Below are 22,782 nucleotides of genomic sequence, written 5' to 3' on the forward strand. Positions count from 1 at the left end.
TATCAATCGAAATAATCGATTAAGAGGTCATGCTATGGATATAAAACAGTTAAAAACCTTTAAAATTGCTGCAGAGAACCTAAATTTCACGAAAACAGCTAAGATACTAAATTTCGCTCAGTCAAGTGTAACCTCCCAGATAAAAGCGCTTGAAACGGAACTTGGAATATCTTTGTTTGAGAGAATTGGAAAACGAATAACCTTAACAGAGTATGGAAAAAAGTATAAATTATATGCAGATAAAATAATTTCACTTATGGAAGAGGCGGAATGGTCTATTAGTGAATATAAAGAAACTACTGGGACTCTTATTATTGGAGCACAGGAAAGTCAATGTACGTATAGATTGCCTTCCATATTAAAAGAGTTTAAGAACCGATTTCCGCAGGTTAAACTGGTCTTTAAACCTGCACATTCAGATGAGATAGTAAAACGTGAATTATTACAAGGCAATCTTGATATAGCATTTATTACTGATGTGACAACACCAAGCGATGTTTTTTGCATGGAGCCACTCATTGAAGAGAAAATTAAAATGGTAGCTAACCCAACTCATCCACTTACGCTTAAATCAAGGGTTTTCCCTAGTGATATAGAAGTAGAAACCCTATTATTAACAGAAGCGGGATGTTCTTACCGAACGTTACTAGAAAATTATTGCCGTTCTTTAGGGGTCAGTCTGACGAATAAAATAGAATTTGTAAGTATAGAAGCAATTAAACAATGCGTTATTGCTGGACTTGGAATAGCGTTTTTGCCAGAAATGGCTGTGGAAAAAGATATTAAGGAAGGGAGAATGGTAGAGATAAAGTGGAGTGAAGAAATTAGTTCAATATATACTCATATCGCTTGGCATAAGGACAAATATATGGTTAAACCATTTAGCATATTTATCGATTTAGTTCGAGAAAACTTTAATAGAATACAAACTTTTTGAGTCTAAAGTAACTCCCGATATCGTTGTAATGTATAAGTTTATTTGTTGGATGATTTTCATTTTTATACTAGAAAATATATAATAACGATAAAAAGTAAGGGTGTTGAATCATGGATACACAGATAACTGCAAAAATGAAGATAACCAAATCAACAAGTGAGGTATTTGAAGCCATCGTAGATCCTGAAAGAATTGGCAATTACTGGTTCTCATCTAGTTCCCAACGATGGGAAGAAGGAAAGAAAGTTACATTGAGTTATGATGAGTACAACGCAAAAGGTGATATACAAGTAATCGAGATTATAGCAAATAAGAAGATTGTTTTTTCTTGGGGAGAGGAACACAACGAAGAAACTATTGTTACGATTACATTAAATGAAGTGGATACTAAGTATACGATTATTGAAATTAACGAAACTGGTTTGAAAGAAGACGACCCAGAAGTAGTTCACAAGATGTTGGGACAAAAAGAAGGCTGGGTATATATGTTATCTTGTCTGAAAGGATATTTAGAGCATGGGATTGAGGATCTACGAGCGTCGTTAATTCATTAATTTATATATTTTGTTACGAGAGGGTTGAATTTAACCCATATTTACGTATAATAATAGACAAATGCATACTTAAAAGTTTTCTAGGGTTCCGCAATACTAGTTGGTCTGGTCCGAGAGAAAACTCACAGCTATGCTGTGCCACGGAAGGATAAAAGCCTGGGAGATTACTGGAAATCAGTGTCTCTTAGGCTTTTTTATTTTAATTAGAATAACTTGGAGGTGTCATCGTATGAACAAATACTGGATTAGTGTTGTTATTGCAGCGATTTTTGAAGTGTGTTGGGTAATTGGATTAAAACATGCTGATGATTTTTGGACTTGGACTGGTACAGTTATAGCTATTATAATAAGTTTCTATGTCATGATTATGGCTGGAAGAAAACTACCGGTAGGAACGGTTTATGCTGTCTTTGTAGGGTTAGGTACAGCAGGTACTGTTCTATCTGAAATTCTGTTCTTTGGAGAACCGGTGAAAATCAGTAAAATATTATTAATCTTATTATTATTAGCCGGTGTAATTGGATTAAAGTTAGTAACAAGTGATGAACCTACTAGTGACAGCGTTCAGAAAGGGGCGAATTCATAAATGGCATGGATTTCCTTAGTTTTAGCTGGGATATGTGAAATGTTTGGTGTAGCAATGATAAGTAAACTTCATCAAGATCGTAATTGGCAAGCTGTTGTGTTATTAGTTCTTGGGTTTGGCGCAAGCTTCCTATTTCTTGCCATTGCCATGGAAACACTACCGATGGGAACAGCTTATGCGATTTGGACAGGGATTGGTGCTTCTGGTGGTGCGATTTTGGGAATGGTCTTATATGGAGAATCGAAGGATTGGAAAAGAGTGGTGTTCATTGTGATGGTTCTTGGTGCTGCGATAGGTTTAAAGCTAGTATCATAATCAGAAATCAGGTGGGGAGTAGTTCCCCACCTGTATTCATTTAATCAATTTAATTAGATCTATAACCTTTGAATCGTCACCTGGATTAACAGAAATTAGCTCTGTATTGTTGATAATATCCTGGGTGTATTCTTTCATAAAGTTTTCGTCTACATCAGGATTACTACTATCCCAACGTAGCGGGACATTATACACATTTATAGTTCCATCTCCATTACCGCTATAGGTAACCGAACCATCTACTAATCTAGAGCCTGCTAATTGGATAACATTCTCAGGATAGGTGGCACTTGTTTCGTCATTAGGATTGATTGGCTCTCCAGCTTGGATATGTTGAACGTATAAACCATCAATATCTTGGTTTGGACCAAGCTGTAACCAAATACGAGCATATTCAATCTGTTCATTGGAATACTGGGATAATGCTTGATTATTGCTTGTATCTTTGTCATTCGTATTGCCCGAATTACTTTCCGATTGATTTGTAGTTTGGTTTGAACCTTCTTTTTCATCTGTTGTAGAAACGTTGTTCGTTTTAGGCTTTTTCTCCTCTATAGAAGAGTCCTTCTTGGAAGCCTCCAAAGATGAAGATTCCTCATCTGTAGTCCCGCATGCTACTAGTACTAGTAATGCCATGATAATAAGTAATTTTTTCATATGTATGTCATTCCTCTCTGTATGAAGCCACTAATCCGGGTATGACCCCTAAATTAAGGTTTCACGTAAAATACTTCTGTAGATGTCATCATGAGTTCGATAATCTGCTTAGACATGTATTCTGGCGGTGTAGAGCAATCTTCCTCTATCCAACGAATAATTAATCCAGCAACTCCATGTGCACGATAAATATAAAGCCATTTCTGATCAAGCTCAGAGTCTTCTGCTAATTCATACTCATATTCTGCAATAAATAATTCTTCAATTGCTTTTGCCATTTGAAATCGAAAATCTACCTGGATATGATTGCTAAGTAGCAATTTAAAAAGGTCAATATTCTTCTTAAAGTAATCAAATAATGTTATGTCTCTTGGATCCATATTGTGAAAATTGACTTTCGTTATTTCCTTATATGGGACACGTATCTGCTTAATCATTTCGGATAAAACTTCTTGGATTACTTCTTGTAACAAATAGTCTTTACACTCAAAATTCGCATAGAAGGTTCCACGATTATAATTGGCCTTTCTTACGATTTCGGAGATGGATATTAGATGATAAGGTTTTTCCTGCAACAAATTCAAAAAAGTACGTTTTATATCTGTCTTGGATCGTTGAACACGTTTGTCGAATACCTCTTCCATTCCCATTCACCTCAAGTTAAGTATGCTAGTTTTCGAGTTTTTCTGCAAACTTTAACTGTACAAAAAGTAGTATTTTGTCTAGTATCAAACACTTTGAAAGATTTTGCTGATTGATGAGGATTATTGTCACTCGTATAGTTAAAACTAGGAAGGCTAAAAAAACTTTAGCCCAACGATAATTTTTTTATAGGAGGAATTAATCATGACATTTCCACTATTAGAAGACAAGGTTGCTATCGTTACAGGAGCTGCAATGGGTATGGGTGAAGCAACTGCTAAGCTATTTGCAGAAGCACAAGCAAAGGTTGTCATTGCAGATTTTAATGAAGAAAAAGGTAAAGCAGTAGTAGAAGAGATTAAAAAAGCTGGTGGAGAAGCTGCTTTTGTAAAAGTTGATATTTCAGACTCTGAACAAGTACAAAAAATGGTTCAATTCGCAGTAGACACATATGGAAAACTAGATGTTGCAGTGAATAATGCTGCCCTAACTCCAGATGATAAACCAGTAGCGGAATTCGATGAGGATTATTGGGATCGCCTGATCGCTGTAGACTTAAAGGGAACAGCATTATGTATGAAATATGAAATCCAACAATTCGTGAAACAAGGAAATGGTGGATCGATTGTTAATATTTCTTCTGTAAGTGGTTTCCGTCCACAGCCAAATAATATTGCCTATGTAGCAGCGAAACATGGTGTTGTTGGAATGACGAAAGTGGCTGCTTTAGAGTATGGTCCACAAAATATTCGAGTGAATTCTGTTGCACCTGGTGCTATTGATACACCAATGCTACGTGGTGCATTAGAGCAATTTGGTCTGAATGAAGAAGAATACGCTCCACAATTAAGCTTGTTAAACCGATTCGGTCAGCCAAGAGAAATTGCGGAAGCAAGTCTTTGGTTGGCTTCTGATCAATCATCTTATGTAACAGGAACTACAATTCATGCAGATGCAGGTTATACGTCACGATAAACTAATATTAGTTGAGAAAAATGCACTCTAAGCAGTGCATTTTTTCTATTATTAAGTTCCTTTATTAGGTAAATTCCGGTAAGTTACTATCATTTACAGACAGGAATAATTAAAATTATACCTGTCTGTAAATGAATAAATACTTCTAATCTTCTTCCTCATCATGAAATCTATTGAAATATTTTTCAATAACGATAACCAAAAATACAATACCTAAGGAGATTAACCCTGAACCTATTATTGTAGTTTCTAATCTATCAAAAAATATATCAAAGATATTAATATAAACAGTAAAAATTAATAGATAGAAAATCCATTCTTTAAAATTTTTTGGACCAATATCTGATAACTTTGCTACTTTACTTTTTCTATTGACAGCGATAAATAATTCACTTAATACAAGAACAGTAATATTTAATATGGTAAATCCAAGAAAAAACCGAAAATTAGACCAAAAATCTGAATAAAAATGAAACTCGACTATTGGAAATAAGGAAAGTAAGTATACAACTCCAAAGTTTAAAAATATAGGAACGGACACAAATACAATAAATAATACTATTGTTAATAGAATAGAAACGGCCCATCCAAAAATTTCAGCGTCTTTATTGTTATTTCTATGTGGCATTTTAAACACTCTCCTTAGTGTATATTTAAAATATTTATAATTATTGTTTAATTATGTTATATGCTATGATAACATACTCATTGTAAATAAATATTTATAAGGGGTGATAAAAAAATGAAAAAGAAGTTATTTAAAACTTTATCTATAACTGTAGCTACAACTATTGTAGTGAGTACAGTTGGACCAAGTTTTGTAAGTGCTAAAGTTTCAGCATCTTCATTATCATCAGAGTCCCTTCCAACATTGCCATCATTAGATATTTCATATGAGAATTATGATCCTGATATGTTCGACTTAGAAAGTCCTACATTTAAACAGGATGTAAAAAAGAGTGAATCTATTATTCAACAAGAAATACATAAAAATCAAGAAGAAATTAGTACACAAGGTGTACTTGGTGTAGGTTTGAAAGGTATAAAAGCTTTTGGAAACGTAGTAAAAAATGGTGGCCATATGCTTTCTTGGGTCCTTAAACCATTTTCTAAAAAATATTCAGACGCTGTTAAACGAAATACCTCAAAAATTGCAAAAGCACTAGCTAAACCAGAAAAAGCTTCAAGAAGTTATATTAAAAAACGTCTTATGGATTTTGATATACCTAAAGATGATGCAGAGTTAATAACAAAGATAATTTTTTGGATTATCTAATTGTAAAAAAGGTAGCCTCAAATGGCAATCAGCTTGTAGAGAAAGTAGGTGTTTTTTCTTTACAAGCTTTTTTAATTGCCTTTTTAAATTCGTGATTTTATAGAAATTCAACTCTTGCACAGACCTAACCTAGCTTTACTAGGTGTTCGGCAACCTCCTTTATATTCTGGTATGCTACTGTGCGTAATACTTGTTCACTCGCTTTGCGTAATACCCGTAACCGGCAGTTGCGAAGATTTGCTCAACCTACTTTTTTTGATATCTATATAGCATTTTACCTGATGTTGACAACCTACTTTATCTAACCTTTCTATTCTCAAACATAACGTGTTATGGCCTTTTAGTGATTTTTGGATCGGGTATATTAATCTAATAAGGGAAAACTCGCACATAACTTGGGAATCAGATTTATAATCTCTGTTGCCAACTCTACTCGTAGTAAAATAGGTTAAATGTTGTCCGTTAGGATAAATGTATATATCACTATCCTTATCGTATTTTGAATCTGTCACTTAGGAAACAGTCCTTTTGTTGGATGAAATTGGTGATGGCTATTACTCCAAAAATGTTTCTGTCCGATAAGCCGTTACATATAGAGTTTGTAAATTATCCTGAGCCTAAAGCTACAGCTTCTACATTAAAATCAAACCGTTTAATTAGTCCTATGCAACTTTATTGAGTTAGAAGTTGCTCTTTTGCTTCAATAGATACCGCTAATGCTTCTACCGCTGCTTTCAAACTCAATCTACTAGGGGAATCGTTCTTACAACAATCGATTACTTCCCTAATAGACTCCTCGTAGCAATTCTTATGTATTAGTTCAATTTGTTCCAGATTGTTATGCGTAGATCGTAGAAATTTTGTTTCGTTTCTATCCTCATAACCATCTTCCTGGTAAGTTATCGATCCATTATCGAATATTGCTTCATAGCCAACCGTGAAGGGATGACCAAAAGGCATCATAGAAGAGCCTTCAACACGCACCACTGTTTCATCATAGTTCAGTATAACCAAAGCATAGGATTGACCTTGCTTACTATTTTTACCTTGAGAAGTTATATTGGAAGGTGATCCCAGCAGCCATGTTACAAAATCAAAATCATGAATCATCAGGTCAGTAGTTATCTTATGCAAACTCAAGTCGCCCCATAATGGTGGTGTCATTCTCTTAATATGTAATGATTTTAGCTTTCCTAACGCTTCATTTTGGATTTCTGCGTAGAGATATTCATAAGGATGTTCATGTTTTATAAATTGATTTACAAAGACTTTTCTACCATACTTTTGTTCTGCTATAAGCATTGCTTCCGCATTTTCCATTGTTAATGCAACAGGAGTTTCGCAAAAAACATGCTTACCATTTTTTAATGCTTCGATAACATATTGTTTATGTAGAGAACTAGGAAGACAAACATCTACTAAATCAATAGTAGGATTTTCTAGAATATCAGTTATCTCGTTTGTAGTATGAATCGGGTGTTCCTTACGAATTCGTTCTAATTTTTCCTCATCCCTCCCAAAGATAGTAATGCTATCAACACCTTCAATTTTCCTATATAATTCCGCATGGTGTACCCCAAATCCAGTTCCCAAAATGCCTACATTCATTTCCAATCTTCCTCTCTTCATGTAATATCGAAAGTATAGCAATCTATTTATGACAACTGTCTGTCAAGAATTATTGGGGGTGTGCTAGTTTGAGGCTACATCGATTAATATCTATTCTCCTTTTAGTAGAATCAAGAGGAACGATTAAAGCAAACGAGTTGTCAACTAAATTAGAAGTCTCTGACAGAACGATCTATCGGGATATTGATACCTTATGTGAAGCAGGTTTCCCGTTAGTGACGACTACTGGCCCCAATGGTGGTGTTAGGTTTATGGACGGTTATTCCGTTGGGATAAGCAATCTACGTGAAGAGGATTTTGTGAATCTCTATCTAAGTGGTATTGGTATTCAGCCTGTCAAAGAAAGTAATATGTCCTCGAAACTAACGAATGCACTGTTGAAACTACAGAAGAATGCGCCAGTCGATTTAGATTCAGTAAGACGGAGATTTTACTTTGATGAGAGTCCTTGGTGGGGGAGCAATGTGCAGATTCCGGCAATTGATATACTTCTCACGTCTGTATTTAAATCAAAAGCACTTGAAATCATCTATAACAAAATGGATGGCACATCTTCGCAGAGAAAGATTCATCCATATGGAATTGTAGTGAAGCGATTAGACTGGTATCTCGTCGCATTCTGTGAAAATAGTAATCTAGTTAAAATTTTCAAATGTGAGCGTATTGGCAAAGTAAAGGTTATCGATGAGGAATTTTACATACCTGGGAACTTTCCCCTTACTGATTATTGGAATCAAAGTCAACAAGCATTTCGAGATATGCGTTCGGCGGAAGAAATTTACCCAGTTCAACTAAAAATAGATAAACAAAACGCCCATGTACTAACTGATTTGGAGGTTATTAACCTAGCTGAAGAAGGACTAGATTTAATAGTGAGTATCAATCTTTTTGGGCCTGACCATGCAATACGTGAAACGATGAAAATGTTGGATTATGTAGAAGTTATACAGCCTAGCGAGTTAAGGGATTCTATTAGAGAAAAACTCGAGCTGCTAATAATGAAGTATAGTTGATTTTTAAATATTATGGAGTCTATAACGTTACTTAGTGCGGCAATAAGTTCAAAAGAAAAACCTTTATCATAATAAAGACTTTCGATCTAGACTGGATAATTTTGAAGGAATAGAATATGTGAATTAATACATTGTTATTTGTATTATGTTAACGGCATAAATCAGTTGTAGAGTGATAATAAAGCTGTTTAATATGTAATTATTTTTGCGGGAATGAAATATATCAAAATAAAGGAAATATCTTCTTGAAAATCGAATATTAACTTATAACCATCATTATTTAATCCGAGGGGGTTCTTGTGCGTCCACGACCATTATTTATTGAAAATCAAGAGCATGATAGGTATGTTAGTCTTGTGCCAGATGGAGATATTGAAGAAATACTTAGTAAGCAACGAACTAAGACCATTACCCTTTTAAGTAGTGTATCAGAGGAGTTAGCAAGGAAGGCGTACGCACCAGGGAAATGGACTTTAAAAGAAGTGATTGGACATATGACCGACTCCGAACGTGTGATGTCGTATAGAATGCTTGCAATTGCACGAAATGAAAGTGCACCACTTCCAGCAATGGATCAGGATCAATACGTTGCTGAGGCAAACTTTAACAAATTAACCTGGGAGCAGTTACTAGTTGGTTTAGACACGGTACGTTCCAATACGTTAAGCCTTATTTCAACCATTGATGATGCAGCGTGGGTCCGTAATGGAACTGTATTAAACAGTACAGTTTCAGTAGGTACCATTGCATATAGCATTGCTGGGCACGAGTTACACCATATGAAAGTGATTAATAATAAATACTTATAAGTCTTATTCTATAAATGTTAAAACCTAATTCTCATTTAATGCTTACAAATTAAGTTTTTAATATTGAAACTTCCTTAACAAGTAGAGATTTTAATCAATTCATTTCATCTAAAATGTATGATGTTGTTATAATTGAAGGCTTGATGGTCTTGTATTTTAAGGAAATTAGAGAAAAAATAGATTTGAAGATATTTGTCGATTGCCCGTCAGATGAGAGATTAATTAGGAGATTAAAAAGAGATAGAAACGAACAAACCTTTGACGAAATCTCTTCAGAATATCTTGATTTAGTTAGGCATCGTCATAACGAGTTTGTTGAACCTACAAAATGGCATGCAGATTTAATTTTAAACGGGTCTACTTCTTCTAATAATCACTTAGATCTAGTTCGTAAATGAGTATTAAATTAATATTGTTATGTTGTAGTACTTTTATAAACAATCAGGGGGAAATGAGATGGAAATAAGGCAATATAATCCCAAAGATGAAATAGGTTGGGTCCGATGTAGAGTTCTTTCATTTATAGACACTGCTTATTTTGATAATGTTTTAAATAAAAAGGAAGAATATCAGAATCCTGCAATTGAATTGGTAGCGGTAGAAGGAGGACAAATTGTAGGTCTGTTGGATATTGAATATGATAATCGTGAAAAAGCAATATGTACAAAAGGTGAGGGACTTGGTGGTATGATCTGGCATATTGCAACACATCCGGATTATCGAAGAAGGGGTATTGGAACGAAGCTATTAGAGAAAGCTGAAAGTATTGCTAAAGAAAAGGGTTTAGACTACCTTGAAGCGTGGACCAGAGATGACGAATGGGTTAACAAGTGGTATAAAAAGAATGGATTTGCCAAAGTTTACTCCTATTTACATCTGTTTCTTGAAGGTAAGGAAGTTGAAGATGTAGTGAGAGTAGACAGTCCTAATTTAAAGGTTGTACAGGCTTTTGTTCATTATTCTGGAGATGAAAAAGATAAGGTCAGAACTAAATATAATCGAGTTCACGAATGTAATTGTTATGAAAAAAACCTTCAATAACTTTTTTCAACTATAGGTAAAAGAAGAAAGGGTTCTACATATTAATCATATTTAATATGTAACCCTTTCTTTTTCAAAATTTGGTCTCGATAACAATTGTTACATGCACTTTGTTTTTACTATGAATTTTTTAATAACGCATTGTTGGATATTGCTGTATATATTGGGGCTGCTCATACTGTTGGTAAGCATTGGCATAAGTATTGTTGTGATTTGTTTTTCTGCAATCCTTGTATGGTCCTATATAGGTGGATGGTTTAACAGGTGCAATTGCCTGTTTCCATTGATTCTCGTTCATACAATACGTATGGGCCATAACGTTGGATGGAGTGAATGATAAAATGTCCGATCCTAAAATCACTTCTGGAGTTGGTGCATTAAAGATTGCTAGAAGGTGTGTGTTATCGACCGTTGCAACTTCGTAATGCCACCAGCCTTGTGGAACATTTGCAACCTGTCCGGGGGTGATGGGGAGATTAAGTAACTCTTTCGTGAACGGGTTTAATATGGAAACAACTGCAGCACCAGATATACAATAAACTAGCTCTGCTGCATTTTGATGATAGTGTGGTTCAACGACATTATTCTTGCTAAGGAATATGTCCAGTAAAGATACATTTTCTAAAGTGTTTAGCTGTTTGATTCCGAGAACATTGATATAGTTTTTGTTATCCTTTTTAAAAAGGGTACTCTGATTAACATCAAATGTGAATTGTGTTGATGGAGATGTATAATCCATGTAGGAAACCATTAATATGTTTCACCTCACTTTTAATTTGAAGGTAATGATAATGACAGAATATGAAACGCTGATTGATTGGGTGAATATCCATATGGTTCTTTATCTGATTATTTAAAATAGAAAATAATATGTTATGATAGATGAAATAGAAGAATTTGGAAGGGATTAGGATGAACGTGAGAATAGAAAGGGCGATTAGAAGCGATGCAGAATCATTAGTTGAAATATACCACGATGCCTATTCAGAGAATGAAAGATTAGGTCTACCTGCAAGTGCATCAACTGTCATGGTAGAGGAGGTTCGGGAATGGATAGATAAAATGATTCTGTATGTTGCATTAGATAAACATACCGACCTAATTATGGGAACTGTTCGGTTAAATTACCAAAAGGATTGGAATTGTTATGTGTTAAGTCGATTAGCTGTACGGTCAAGCTTTAAAGGAAAGGGCATCGCTAGTCAATTGATAAACTTCATGGAAAAATACCTGTTGAGAATCGGTGAACAAAGGGTTCGATTGACAGTTGCACAGACACATCCCTATTTGCCTCATATGTATGAGAAGAAGGGGTATAAAGTAATAGGGGAACGTATACTCGAAGATCTTCCCTATAATGAATATATTATGGAAAAAATACTAGCCAAATAATCAAACCTAAGAATAGGGGGAAGTTTATGGAGCTAATAACGATTCTTGTTACATGTATGTTTGTATTAGTAGCAGTTTTTCAAGTATTACTCGCTCTCGGTTTTCCTCTCGGTGAATATGCTTTAGGTGGGTACCATAAGATATTGCCAAAAGGCTTACGCTTGATGAGTGGTGTAAATGCTGTTGTTCTATTATTTATGGGGTTTATCTTCCTTCAACATACCAATATTATTGAGGGGATAAGTGTCTTACCTACTAATCTACTAGTGTGGATTGTAACGGTTTTTCTTGGGTTAAACACAATAGCTAATCTAGTATCTCGTAGTAAGAAAGAGAGACTAGTGATGACACCTCTGTCTGGACTTACGTTTATTTTATGTCTAATCATTGTACTATCGTGAACTTTAATACAATTTTATGGAGGGTATGGACCATGCAATATATTGAAAAACAGCGAACTATCACAACGGAAAGGCTAGTACTTCGACTTTTCGATAAATCAGACGCTGAAGCAGTTACAAGACTCTGCAACAATTATAATATTTACAAAAATACGCTGTATCTACCATATCCATACTCGGTTAATGATGCTTTAACTTGGATGGAACGCCATCTTGAGAATTTCCTAGCTGATAAAGCATACGAATTTGCTATTACGGACAAAGAAACTGGTATCCTTTATGGAGCGATTGCATTATCCAATAATCAACGCTTTCGTAATGGTGAAATAGCTTATTGGGTTGGGGAAGAGTACTGGGGAAACGGCTTTGCGACAGAAGCGGCTGAGGCTATCAAACAATTTGCGTTTCAGGAGAAGGGATATCATAAAATCTTTGCTCGCTATTTCGGTTCGAATCCAGCCTCTGGTAGAGTGCTAGAGAAACTAGGCATGTCACAAGAGGGCATTTTAAAGGACCATGTTCGAAAAGAAGAGCGTTTTGAGGATTTGGCATATTGTGGGATGATTAATGCATAGTTAAGGTGGGGTATTACGGTTATGGATGCTAATATGAGGAATAAATATATAATTGTAACAATCGGACTCATTGTCTTTTTAATTTTAGTTTACGTCCTATATGACCCATCCACCCGCAAACCTGCTAAGCAGAAACATGACGAACAAAATGAACCTGAATCAACTAAAGTAGAAGAAGAAGTAAACCTAATCGATTATTTTAATTTGGAAGCTGAAAATCGAAAGTTGCAAGCAGAAATAGAGGATCTCAAGTCAGAGTTATTTGAGCATAGTAAAGCATTTATTGATCCAAATTCAAATAGCATAACTCAATTTTATGAACAGCTAGAACAATTAGCCGTTTATAAAGAGGTTACAGAAAATCGGATTATTTTATTAGTAAGAACTGAAAATGAAGATGGCTATCGTTTAACAATTGCTACTAAAGAAACTGGTGAATACAATGACATTGATGCATTAAACCAAAATGAAATCATAAATTATTCAGATGCAGATGGATTTTTTTCAGGGTTAGTCAACCATAACGAGGTAATGACGATAATCGTTCATGTAAATGAGAAATCATATGAGGCAGAAATTAAAAAAATCTCAGAAGACATTAGTGTATGGTACACCATTTATGAACATAAAAGAAAGTCAACATCTGAAGAGCCAGATAAGATTAGAATTGAGGCATTAAACAGAGGTGGAGAAGTTCTGTGGGAAGCAAGTTTTGAGGGGAATCTGGGCAATTTCTAAATGGAATTTTAAGGTATAACAGGTACTATCGAAGTTGAACTGGAGTCGTTTGATAGGACGAACAAGGTGTAAAATACATTTGACACCTTGTTCGTCTTGTTTTATGATATAGGTGTAAAAAGTTTTTTACACCTACTGATGTAATGTGAAGGCGGTAAATGGATTGGAAAATAGAATCAAAGAATACAGAGAAAAAAAGAGTATCTCTCAAGGAAAATTAGCGGAGATATGTGATGTGAGTAGACAAACAATCAATGCTATTGAAAACAACAAATATGATCCTAGTCTTCAGTTAGCTTTTGATATAGCCGAAAATCTAGGAGTTACCATGGAAGAATTATTTATACCGAAGAAGGAGAGAGAAAAATGGATAAAACCAATAAAGTCTTAGCTATTATTTCGTTTGCAGTTTTTTTAGCGGTTGCAGGATTTACGGTATATAAATGGATTGAATTTAATGAAATAAACGGTGGATCTATTCTATGTAGTTTTATTTTATTAGCTTATTTTATTAATTTGATAAATTGGGGTCACCACGATGGTGGAGGGAAGAAAGATGAATTAGATAAGCATATTGAAACACAAAGTGCGAAAATAGGATACTTTATTTTGCTTACGCTGTCAGCTTTAATTTTATTTGTCTCGGAAGGAGCATCTAACTTGAATGATATTCAAAACCTTCCATTACTTACGGTAGTTGGTTTAGCGTTTGTTATCTTACCTGTAATCGAGTTTATTATGAAGAAAAGATATAAAGTGTAATAAGTATATATAAGTCAAATGAGTTGTGGCGTGAGCTCATAATATAGTGTTTGAAGAAACTTTAGGAATGGTGCATAACTATAAAAGGAGAGATAACAATGAAAGGATTTATCGATGATTTAGCGGGAGCAATCTACGATGTGTTCAAGTTTATCTTCAGAAGTATATGCTATATTGTTGCAGGGATGGTAATCGTTGGCGTACCAATGTACCTGCTTATCCTGATTTCGAACTTATTCAACTAAATACATATACTAGAAAAAAGAAAGGAACATGTATGGGTATCATACTTACTACAGTTGTCCTTTTTGTAGCAACAAACATCGATGATATTTTTCTGTTGATGGCTTGGTTCTCGCAGCGAGATTCAAAACTGAAAAGTCACCACATTGTTTTTGGCCAATATGTTGGTTTTATTTTACTGCTAATAGTCAGTATGGTTGGTTCTCTCGGAACCTTCCTTATCTCTAAGGAATGGATCGGATTATTGGGGCTTGTTCCAATATATTTAGGCGGTAAAGCCATAGTTGAGCAGTACAGAGAACGGAAAGAATCTCTGCTTTCTGAAAGAGAGGGAGCGGGTTATTCAATCGAGAAAACGACTGGAAGTGAAGATTTACAAGTAACCTCCACCTGGAGGCAGAAAGTTTTACACCCTAGTGTTTATAAGGTTGCTGCTGTCACATTTGCCAATGGTGGAGACAATATTGGGGTTTATATCCCCTTTCTGGCAACCTATAATAGTGGGCCGAGCATAAGCCTAATTATCTTCATCTTTCTACTATTAGTTGCTGCATGGTGTTACATCTCCTTTAAGCTAGTCTCCTTTCCAGTAATTGCACAAACATTAGATATATATGGCCATATTATTATTCCGTTTGTACTAATTGGTTTGGGGTTCTTCATACTACATGAAAATCGTACGTTTACCTAATTAATTGACTTTATTTTATGATGTGGGGATATTTTTTCAAAAGATGTTGGAACAGAACATAATTATACGAGTTCAAAAGCGAACAATAACCAAATTAAGCACCGGAAATATACGGAGACTCCTTGAAAAAGAAGAACGCTTTTTCTGCGTGCGATGAGTCGCTGCCGAAGCGTTCCTTGTCCTGCGGGAGGAAAGGCATAGGTGAGACCCCTAAAGAAGTTAGCACGAGGAGGCTCACCAGCCGCCCGCGCAAGGTAGACACTGCGACGGTTTTGTCAAGCAGATGTCGCCCCTGTACTGGAAGTGGAACGCGAAGTATATTTCCGGTGCGGTTTATTCCACTGTCTATGGTATTGTTCGGATTAAAATCCTTTTGTCCCGGCCACCATTGTTTCATATCTCTGATTAATTCTGTATCGGATAAACCTGCCATCTAGATAAATCAATTTCTTCCTTTGTTATAGAGTTAGCAGGGAAAATAAATGTCCATGGTTTACTTGTGTTCGCCTTAATGGTTAAGTCATCCAGCTTAAAAGCTCCACGAGTTATTTCTTCACCACTTGCATCTTTTACTCCGAGTGGAAGCTGCTGTAGAGCAATTCCTTTTTCTGCACCATTTCGAATAAGTAGTGTTACGACTAAATCATTATTTTCGTTACGCTGTGCATTTATTCCCATGAAATTTACTTCACCAGGCTTCAGTGGAGCAGCGTTTTCAACTATCTGAGCTAAAGTGGTTTTCACATCTTCTGCAATCGATTTTTCCCAAGATTCATCTAAATCAAGAACGTGCTTTTGCTTGATTTCAAATGCTAATAACCATTCCTCAGGCTGCGCGTTCACTTCTTTTACTATGTCTTCTTTATTGAAGACGAACTTCCAAGGTCTTGCAGCATTAGGAGGAATGCTATCTAGTTTACTCAGATCAAATTCCTTCTTTGCAATTAATTCCTTATCGCCATCTAAAAGCAAAATAGTTGTTGGACCAAACTTGATGCTTTGCGTCACAGTACTACGGATTAAACCAGTGGTTAAAATCCGACCATCAGCAAGCTTGGAAAACTCCATTCCATAAATTGAGATTTGGTTAATGTTTAATTTTGGTGCTTGACTATTATGGAAAGCGAAGACATATCGCTCTTCATCGGTAACATTCCAACCATCAGGGATGGATAAAGTAGTTTCAAGTTCTTCATCACTAGTTACATCCCCAGGAGAACTTAATACTTCACTTGCATCAATTGCATTCGGATCGTTTTTACTGCCCTTGCCTTTTTTAAAACTAAACATAAAATCATTCCTTTATTTAAGAGTTTTCGCTGTTATCCTCTTTTTCATTTGCGCGATGGATTAAGATGATAAGTCTTGTCGCGATTTCGTATTCAATATCATTGAATAAGGTTTCAAATAGCTTATATCCCTCTTTTTCATATAATTGAACAGGGTCTTCCTGTTGGTATTGACGAATACCAATACCTTCCTTCAATTGATTCATCGTGTCTAGATGCTTTTTCCACAATGTATCAATCACAAATAGAACGACTCCTTTTGCATTCATTTGGATTTCTTCGTTGTCTTCGTATTGGGAAAGCTCTTCTAGATTTTGTTTGAAGTGGTCTTTCACAAAGTCTATGAGCTCTTCATCTGATTGGAATTCTTTTTCTTCCAATTGGAAAGGGACTAACGAAATTTTATTAAGTTCTTCTGATAATCGTTCTAAATCCCATTCTTCTGGTAACGAGTCTTCTTCGCAGAACGTTTGGATTAACTTTTTCGGTAAATCAGCTGTTTGTTTCATAACAAATTGAATGGCATTTTCTTCTTCTAATAGCTTGTCTCGAAGCTGATATACAATATCACGTTGTTTATTCGTTACATTCTCTAGTTTCAAATTGTACTCACGGAATTGATAGTGAATACCCTCGGAGATTTTCTGTGCTGTCTCTACAAATTTATGAACATTGGAAGAGGTAATCTCTCCAATTTCGTTTGCTTTAAACTTCGGTTTCATACGCTCCAGTTCATCTGCCGCATAGCGAATAAATAGATAGTCCTCAACGGAAATAATAAACTGAGTTGAACCTGGATCTCCTTGTCTTCCAGAACGACCTTTTAATTGATTATCGATTCGTCGACTTTCATTCCTCTCTGTTCCAATTACATGAAGACCACCAAGCTCTGCTACACCTTCACCAAGCATAATATCGGTTCCACGACCAGCCATATTCGTAGCAATCGTTATTCGATCTTTTTGTCCAGCTAAGGAAATTAGCTTCGCTTCTTGTTGAACACTTTTTGCATTTAATAATTGGTACTCCAGTTGTTCCCGATCTAATAGCTTTGCAACTTCCTCGGATTGAAGAATAGAGGTAGTACCAATTAGGATTGGTTGTCCTGTTTGATGACGTTCTTTCACTTCTTTTAATAAGAAATCATACTTTTGTTCCTTCGTCATAAAGACTCTATCCGACATATCAACACGTTGATTAGGCTTATTGGAAGGAATTTGCACCACGTTCATTCCATAAGTTTCTCGAAGCTCAGATTCCTCTGTTTTTGCTGTTCCTGTCATACCAGATAATAGTGGATACATGCGATAATAATTCTGAACCGTAATTAATGCCATTGTTTTATTCTCTTCTGTATTCACAAGACCTTCTTTAGACTCAATTGCTTGGTGTAAACCATTACTCAAGCTACGTCCTTCCATAATACGTCCTGTGTTCATATCGACAAGCTTAATTTCTCCATCTTCAACGATGTAGTCAACATCACGCTTATAAAGAACTCGAGCTCTTAATGCTTGAAGAAGGGAATGAAATAGAGAACTATGTTCGAGGTCAAATAGGTTAGGAATTCCGAATACCTTTTCACACTTATTAAGACCTTTTTCCGTAAAGTTCACTGTCTTTAATTCTAAATCATAGGTATAATCTTCTTCTTCCTTAAGACTTTTAATAACACTCGCACAAACCTTATAAAGTCTTCCACTTGGCTTGTCTTTCCCTGCAATAATTAGTGGCGTTTTCGCTTCATCAATCAGTACACTGTCAATTTCGTCTATGATGGCGTAATGGTATGGGCGTTGTACTTTTTGGGAAAGTTCGTTGACGGTGTTATCGCGTAAATAGTCGAACCCAAATTCTGTTCCAACACCGTACGTGATATCACAGTTATAAGCAGCTTGCTTTTCCTGTGTGCCTAGACCTGGGATATTAAGTCCGACCTTAAGTCCAAGAAATTCATGGATTTGTCCTACAATATCGCGGTCGCGTTGAGCAAGGTAATCGTTCACGGTGATGACATGTACACCTTTTCCTTCTAGTGCAACAAGGTAACTTGGTAGGGAGGCAACTAATGTTTTCCCTTCACCGGTAGCCATTTCTGAAATATTTCCATGAAGTAGTACGATTCCACCCAAAAGTTGAACATCAAAATGGCGCATACCTAATACACGTTTTGACGCCTCACGAACCGTTGCAAATGCTTCTACCGTTAAATCATGAATGGTTTCTCCTTTTTCAAGGCGGTTACGAAATTCGATTGTTTTTCCTTTTAATTCATCATCAGATAGTGCTTCATATTCATTTTCTAGGTTATTAATTTTCTCAACCAACGCATAGTATTTCTTAACCTCACGAAAGCTTTCATTCTGCTTAATGCGACTAATTATATCCATATATATGAACTCCTTAAGTTTCCATAATCATACAAAATATATTATAGCATGAATTATGTCGATGGCACAAAGTAGGGCGAGAGGAGATAGAATGAAAGAAAGAAAGAAAGAGACAGTCCCTCATCGATCTAAAATAATTAGAGCGGTGAGGGACTGTCTCTATTGATTATTGGTGTGGGTGAGTCCCATTAGCTTGTTCTTCTTCATTTGTTAAACCGTCTTGATCAAAATCCTCTAGATTATCTTGGATGCCATTCCCGTTTGTGTCCTTATTTAACGGATTTAAATCTACAGGATGATAGACAGTGATTTCTATGATGCTTCTATAATTTTTGCTTCCGTCATGATAGATAATCTCGAAGTAGTCTGTTAATCCATCGCCATCACTATCTTTATTTAGAGGATTCGTTTTAAATTTGCGTACCTCATCAAAATCCGTAACGCCATCCCCATCTGTATCGGGATTAAAAGGGTCTGTTCCAAGTTGTCTTTCTTCCTCGTCTGTCAGACCATCATTATCAGAATCCGGGTTCCAATCATAGCGGACATGTGGGCGATTAAATTTTAAGTTGATCAAGCTTTCCATTGCAACGTGGATGTTCTCGCCATCCCTCGCCACTGCTGTTGTGTTCTTTAAGAAAATATCTCCCCAGCTATAGGATTTTTTGTAGGTTTGATTTTTGTTTATTGGATCATCATTGAGCTCGAATTCATCCTCGAAATACTCTTCTTGATCATATAGGAGAATAGATTGAATGATTTTCACCCAGGTTTTCTGATCTCTTTTAAAAATTTCTATTATATTGGTAGTTCCCGCGTTTACTTGTTTATCCTCAGTTTCTCCATTTTTTTCTTGCTCAGAGTGGACTGTTACATCTTGGCTTTGCCCGATGGAAGCAAGTGGACTTTCCCCATCTTCTGTTACTTCGATAGGGTCATGTTCAGATTGCCCTTCTTTAATAGAAAGCTCTTGCTTTTGTTTCAGCTCTACATTCGTTTTCTGGCTTTGATTATTTTTATTCCCATTAATGGATCCATTTTGCTCATTTTTAATGTTCGTTTGTTGGTTCTGTGTAGCAGAACTGTTTTCGGAAATAGCCTCCATGTCTTGCTCTTGATTAGTGGAGATTTCTGTTTTTTGTCCTTGGCTTTGTTCTGAGTTTTGAACGTTTTGAGACTGATTAGCGTTGATATCGCTATACTGAATTTGCTCTAAGTCAACTTCTTCCGTATTGGAAATGATTTGTTCCTGTTCAAGAGAAACCTCTATAGATTGTTTTTGGTCGTAATCATCTGTTGATTCGTTTGCTTTTTGCTCCTGATCTACTTCATTGCCTATTTGTTGATTCTGATCGGCTTGTTCATCCGTTTCACGTTGTCCCTGTCCGATTTCTGTTTCAATATTTTGCTCTTGTCTAGCATTATCTTCTGCAAATGCAAGAGGAGTTGCAAGGGTAAATATCAAAAAAATAGATGCAATAGTAGATGTAAATAGTTTTTTAAGCAAGATTTCACCTTCTTTAAAAAAGTATAAGAATGGCATCTGTTGTTCTTTATAAAGAACAACAGATGCAAAAAAACATCGTACTTAGTTACTACTACCAAATTGAATTTGAATAGTTGAGTTGCTGGAAGACTGACTTTGAGTGTTACCAGAACCTATAGATGTTTGGTTTTGATTTGTATGATTATTTACGGATTGATTTTGGTTGTTCCCAGTACCGCCTGAGAATTGGAAGTATCCAGAGCTGTTATTAGATGTTTGCCCTTGTTGATTTCCAAATCCAAAGGAAGAGGAGTTTTGATTCGTGTTGTTATTGGTGTTTTGGTTTTGGTTATTCCCATTTCCAAATCCAAACTGAGCCCCCCATGACCAGTTAGAGGAAGATTGGCCTTGCCAGTTACCGAAGCCTGAGCTACCTGAGTTTTGGTTTGTATTGTTGTCGATGTTAGCATCTTGGTTATTATCCTCACCAACACCTACTTGGATTGTACCAGAATTATTCTCGGATATTTGCTCTTGCCCATTTCCTACACCGATTGTGCCAGCATTTTGATTTGTATCGTTATCGATGTTAGCATCTTGGTCATTATCGTCGCCAACACCAACTTGAATAGCGCCGGATGTATTCTCAGAATCTTGGTATTGGCCATTTCCTGCTCCGATAGAATCAACATTCTGGTCTGTATCATTGTCAATATCCGCGTCTTGGTCATTATCGTCGCCAGCACCAACTTGAACAGCACCAGAATCATTTACAGAACCTTGGCCTTGATCATTCCCGTAGCCAATTGTTCCCGCGTTTTGATCGGTATCATTATCAATATCTGCATCTTGCTCATTATCTTCACCCAGCCCAATTTGTACTGAACCAGAATTGTTATTTGAGCCTTGGCCTTGCCCATTGTTTACACCAATTGTTCCCACGTCTTGATCGGTATCATTATCAATATCTGTATCTTGCTCGTTGTCTTCCCCAACACCAGCCTGAACACCACCAGAGTTATTAACAGACTCTTGTAATTGACCGTTGCCATTACCGATGACTCCAGCATTCTGGTCTGTATCATTATCGATATTTAGGTCTTGCTCATTCTCTTCACCAGCGCCAATTTGAACACCATTTGAGCTGTCGCCAGATCCTTGTAATTGTGTATTGTCATCTCCAATAATGACAGCATCTTGATCTGTATCGTTATCGATATCGGTATCTTGCTCATTGTCTTCCCCAACACCTACTTGAATAGCGCCAGAGCTATTTTGAGATCCTTGTTCTTGATAATTATCATGACCTATAGCATCGGCATCTTGGTTTGTATCGTTATCAATGTCAGCATCTGCTTCATTTTCTTCGCCTATTGCACCCTGCTGAGCATCAGATTCATTATAGTTGCCTTGGTATTGATCGTTATCGCCTCCAACTGATATAGCGTTTTGATCTGTATCATTTTCGATATCGACTTGTTGGTTATTTTCCTCATCTGTAGCTACTTGTGATGAATCTGTACTATTGTTAGAGTTCTGTTGTTGGTTGTTACCATGTCCAATTGTGCCTGTATTTTGGTCTGTATCATTTTCAATGTACGTATCTTGGTTGTTTCCATCACCATAGGAATCTTGATAGGATCCGGTGTCGTTTGTGGAACCTTGGCTTTGATCATTTCCAATACCAATAGTGCCAGCATTTTGATTTGTATCTGTATCTAAATTAACATTCTGATTGTTTTTATCTCCGGAAGCATTTTGTGAAGACTCAGATCCATTTACAGATCCTTGTAGTTGCTCATTCCAAGCACCATTTGAACTAGCATTTTGTACCGTATTGTGCATAACTACCGCATCTTGCTTATTTCTATCATCTGAGGCCTCTTGATGAGAAGAAGATCCATTATTCGAACCTTGCCCTTGGAAGTTGAAAAATCCACCCGTTAGACCGTTTTGGAATGTCGTATTTTTACTAGTATTGGTTTGGCTGTTCTTTTTACCGAATGCACCTTGGCTTAGGTTTTTACTAGTAAGAGCAATTTGTTCCTGATTATTAAATCCACCATATCCATCTGCATTCTGGTTGTCTGTATTAAATCCTTTTTGTACTTGTTTATTCTTACTTCCATCCACTTGTTGGAATCCTGTTGCAGCACCTTCTCTATTCTGGAATTGACCGTTATTAAATCCAGATGCAAAATTGTCTTGGTTCTGGTTAAACGAGAAATGTGCATATTGGCTGTTACCTTGTTCATCCCTATTTTCTACAGGTCCATTGTTATCCGCACTAACGGTTAAACCACCTGTAAAGAGAGAAGAAACGATAAAGCCGGTACTTAATACATTAATAATCTTTCTTTGTTTCTTGTTCATCAAAAGAC

General features: G+C 36.0%; 27 protein-coding genes, 1 pseudogene and 1 riboswitch. Of the genes and pseudogenes, 18 read left to right on the forward strand and 10 right to left on the reverse strand.

Translation table 11 applies throughout. The annotated features are described in order from the left end of the window. Positions 1-34: 34 nt before the first annotated feature. The 4 genes from G5W_RS0106375 to G5W_RS0106390 all read left to right on the forward strand — a co-directional run bounded on the left by G5W_RS0106375 (position 35) and on the right by G5W_RS0106390 (position 2,392). Positions 35-937 carry a LysR family transcriptional regulator gene (locus G5W_RS0106375; RefSeq protein WP_010095174.1) on the forward strand — a complete coding sequence of 301 codons (903 nt, stop codon included), beginning with the start codon at positions 35-37 and terminating at the stop codon, positions 935-937. Between the two features lie 110 nt (positions 938-1,047). Next, positions 1,048-1,491: an SRPBCC family protein gene (locus G5W_RS0106380; RefSeq protein ID WP_010095176.1), complete on the forward strand. Its 444-nt coding sequence runs from the start codon at positions 1,048-1,050 to the stop codon at positions 1,489-1,491. 69 nt (positions 1,492-1,560) lie between these two features. Continuing rightward, positions 1,561-1,656, forward strand: a riboswitch (guanidine-I (ykkC/yxkD leader). Positions 1,657-1,720: 64 nt separating this feature from the next. Further along, positions 1,721-2,077, forward strand: a complete 357-nt coding sequence (locus G5W_RS0106385) for a DMT family transporter (RefSeq protein ID WP_010095178.1) — start codon at positions 1,721-1,723, stop codon at positions 2,075-2,077. Beyond that, entirely contained in the window at positions 2,078-2,392 is a 315-nt protein-coding gene (locus tag G5W_RS0106390; protein ID WP_010095180.1) for a DMT family transporter, read from the forward strand. It begins immediately after the preceding gene. Positions 2,393-2,428: 36 nt separating this feature from the next. On the opposite strand, the gene G5W_RS0106395 is transcribed toward G5W_RS0106390, so the two are convergent. Together G5W_RS0106395 and G5W_RS0106400 are read right to left on the reverse strand one after the other, a co-directional pair. Next, positions 2,429-3,049 (reverse strand): hypothetical protein, encoded by a 621-nt coding sequence (locus G5W_RS0106395; RefSeq protein ID WP_010095182.1) that lies wholly within the window; start codon positions 3,047-3,049, stop codon positions 2,429-2,431. 53 nt (positions 3,050-3,102) lie between these two features. Further along, a complete protein-coding gene (locus tag G5W_RS0106400) occupies positions 3,103-3,693 on the reverse strand; it encodes a TetR/AcrR family transcriptional regulator (protein WP_010095184.1) in 591 nt (196 codons plus the stop codon). Between the two features lie 202 nt (positions 3,694-3,895). Between G5W_RS0106400 and G5W_RS0106405 the strand changes: the two genes are divergently transcribed. Continuing rightward, on the forward strand, positions 3,896-4,666 hold the full coding sequence (locus G5W_RS0106405) for an SDR family NAD(P)-dependent oxidoreductase (RefSeq protein ID WP_010095185.1): 771 nt from the start codon (positions 3,896-3,898) through the stop codon (positions 4,664-4,666). Positions 4,667-4,811: 145 nt separating this feature from the next. Here G5W_RS0106405 and G5W_RS0106410 read toward each other — a convergent pair whose 3' ends face one another. Then, a complete protein-coding gene (locus G5W_RS0106410; RefSeq protein WP_010095186.1) occupies positions 4,812-5,294 on the reverse strand; it encodes a hypothetical protein in 483 nt (160 codons plus the stop codon). Between the two features lie 114 nt (positions 5,295-5,408). Here G5W_RS0106410 and G5W_RS0106415 point away from each other — a divergent pair, with 114 nt between their 5' ends. Further along, entirely contained in the window at positions 5,409-5,942 is a 534-nt protein-coding gene (locus G5W_RS0106415) for a hypothetical protein (protein ID WP_010095187.1), read from the forward strand. Positions 5,943-6,066: 124 nt separating this feature from the next. Here the strand turns inward: G5W_RS0106415 and G5W_RS24215 are convergent. Together G5W_RS24215 and G5W_RS0106425 are read right to left on the reverse strand one after the other, a co-directional pair. Further along, positions 6,067-6,599, reverse strand: a pseudogene (locus G5W_RS24215) (transposase); the annotation flags it as partial. Positions 6,600-6,614: 15 nt separating this feature from the next. Then, positions 6,615-7,550, reverse strand: coding sequence for a Gfo/Idh/MocA family protein (locus tag G5W_RS0106425; protein WP_010095189.1), 936 nt, complete (start codon positions 7,548-7,550; stop codon positions 6,615-6,617). Positions 7,551-7,639: 89 nt separating this feature from the next. Here G5W_RS0106425 and G5W_RS0106430 point away from each other — a divergent pair, with 89 nt between their 5' ends. From G5W_RS0106430 to G5W_RS0106445, 4 genes are all read left to right on the forward strand, one after another. After that, on the forward strand, positions 7,640-8,584 hold the full coding sequence (locus tag G5W_RS0106430; protein ID WP_010095191.1) for a helix-turn-helix transcriptional regulator: 945 nt from the start codon (positions 7,640-7,642) through the stop codon (positions 8,582-8,584). Positions 8,585-8,883: 299 nt separating this feature from the next. Next, entirely contained in the window at positions 8,884-9,393 is a 510-nt protein-coding gene (locus G5W_RS0106435) for a DinB family protein (protein ID WP_010095193.1), read from the forward strand. 113 nt (positions 9,394-9,506) lie between these two features. Then, on the forward strand, positions 9,507-9,791 hold the full coding sequence (locus tag G5W_RS20600) for a nucleoside/nucleotide kinase family protein (RefSeq protein WP_081472434.1): 285 nt from the start codon (positions 9,507-9,509) through the stop codon (positions 9,789-9,791). 58 nt (positions 9,792-9,849) lie between these two features. Next, complete coding sequence (locus G5W_RS0106445; RefSeq protein ID WP_010095195.1) at positions 9,850-10,434, forward strand: GNAT family N-acetyltransferase; 585 nt, start codon at positions 9,850-9,852, stop codon at positions 10,432-10,434. 130 nt (positions 10,435-10,564) lie between these two features. On the opposite strand, the gene G5W_RS0106450 is transcribed toward G5W_RS0106445, so the two are convergent. Then, positions 10,565-11,185, reverse strand: a complete 621-nt coding sequence (locus G5W_RS0106450; RefSeq protein ID WP_010095198.1) for a cupin domain-containing protein — start codon at positions 11,183-11,185, stop codon at positions 10,565-10,567. 161 nt (positions 11,186-11,346) lie between these two features. Here G5W_RS0106450 and G5W_RS0106455 point away from each other — a divergent pair, with 161 nt between their 5' ends. From G5W_RS0106455 to G5W_RS0106490, 8 genes are all read left to right on the forward strand, one after another. After that, positions 11,347-11,826 carry a GNAT family N-acetyltransferase gene (locus G5W_RS0106455; protein WP_010095200.1) on the forward strand — a complete coding sequence of 160 codons (480 nt, stop codon included), beginning with the start codon at positions 11,347-11,349 and terminating at the stop codon, positions 11,824-11,826. Between the two features lie 26 nt (positions 11,827-11,852). Continuing rightward, entirely contained in the window at positions 11,853-12,227 is a 375-nt protein-coding gene (locus G5W_RS0106460) for a hypothetical protein (protein WP_010095201.1), read from the forward strand. Positions 12,228-12,259: 32 nt separating this feature from the next. After that, positions 12,260-12,802: a GNAT family N-acetyltransferase gene (locus tag G5W_RS0106465; protein ID WP_010095202.1), complete on the forward strand. Its 543-nt coding sequence runs from the start codon at positions 12,260-12,262 to the stop codon at positions 12,800-12,802. A 21-nt stretch (positions 12,803-12,823) separates the two neighbouring features. Next, positions 12,824-13,540, forward strand: coding sequence for a hypothetical protein (locus G5W_RS0106470; RefSeq protein ID WP_010095203.1), 717 nt, complete (start codon positions 12,824-12,826; stop codon positions 13,538-13,540). 163 nt (positions 13,541-13,703) lie between these two features. Then, positions 13,704-13,931, forward strand: a complete 228-nt coding sequence (locus G5W_RS20605; RefSeq protein ID WP_010095204.1) for a helix-turn-helix transcriptional regulator — start codon at positions 13,704-13,706, stop codon at positions 13,929-13,931. Then, positions 13,907-14,302 carry a hypothetical protein gene (locus tag G5W_RS0106480; protein WP_010095206.1) on the forward strand — a complete coding sequence of 132 codons (396 nt, stop codon included), beginning with the start codon at positions 13,907-13,909 and terminating at the stop codon, positions 14,300-14,302. Before G5W_RS20605 ends, G5W_RS0106480 begins: the two co-directional genes overlap by 25 nt. A 98-nt stretch (positions 14,303-14,400) precedes the next feature. Then, positions 14,401-14,547 (forward strand): hypothetical protein, encoded by a 147-nt coding sequence (locus G5W_RS23945; protein WP_010095208.1) that lies wholly within the window; start codon positions 14,401-14,403, stop codon positions 14,545-14,547. Between the two features lie 32 nt (positions 14,548-14,579). Further along, a complete protein-coding gene (locus G5W_RS0106490) occupies positions 14,580-15,236 on the forward strand; it encodes a cadmium resistance transporter (protein WP_010095209.1) in 657 nt (218 codons plus the stop codon). 405 nt (positions 15,237-15,641) lie between these two features. Here the strand turns inward: G5W_RS0106490 and G5W_RS0106500 are convergent, their stop codons facing one another. The 4 genes from G5W_RS0106500 to G5W_RS0106515 all read right to left on the reverse strand — a co-directional run bounded on the left by G5W_RS0106500 (position 15,642) and on the right by G5W_RS0106515 (position 22,774). After that, positions 15,642-16,526: an accessory Sec system S-layer assembly protein gene (locus G5W_RS0106500; protein WP_010095213.1), complete on the reverse strand. Its 885-nt coding sequence runs from the start codon at positions 16,524-16,526 to the stop codon at positions 15,642-15,644. A gap of 16 nt (positions 16,527-16,542) precedes the next feature. Further along, positions 16,543-18,915 carry an accessory Sec system translocase SecA2 gene (gene secA2, locus G5W_RS0106505; protein ID WP_010095215.1) on the reverse strand — a complete coding sequence of 791 codons (2,373 nt, stop codon included), beginning with the start codon at positions 18,913-18,915 and terminating at the stop codon, positions 16,543-16,545. Positions 18,916-19,081: 166 nt separating this feature from the next. Then, positions 19,082-20,422 carry a hypothetical protein gene (locus tag G5W_RS22705; protein WP_010095216.1) on the reverse strand — a complete coding sequence of 447 codons (1,341 nt, stop codon included), beginning with the start codon at positions 20,420-20,422 and terminating at the stop codon, positions 19,082-19,084. Positions 20,423-20,503: 81 nt separating this feature from the next. Next, positions 20,504-22,774: a beta strand repeat-containing protein gene (locus tag G5W_RS0106515; RefSeq protein WP_010095217.1), complete on the reverse strand. Its 2,271-nt coding sequence runs from the start codon at positions 22,772-22,774 to the stop codon at positions 20,504-20,506. Positions 22,775-22,782 lie beyond the last annotated feature (8 nt).

This window comes from Ornithinibacillus scapharcae TW25 (genome assembly GCF_000190475.1).
Taxonomy (GTDB): Bacteria; Bacillota; Bacilli; order Bacillales; family Amphibacillaceae; genus Ornithinibacillus; species Ornithinibacillus scapharcae.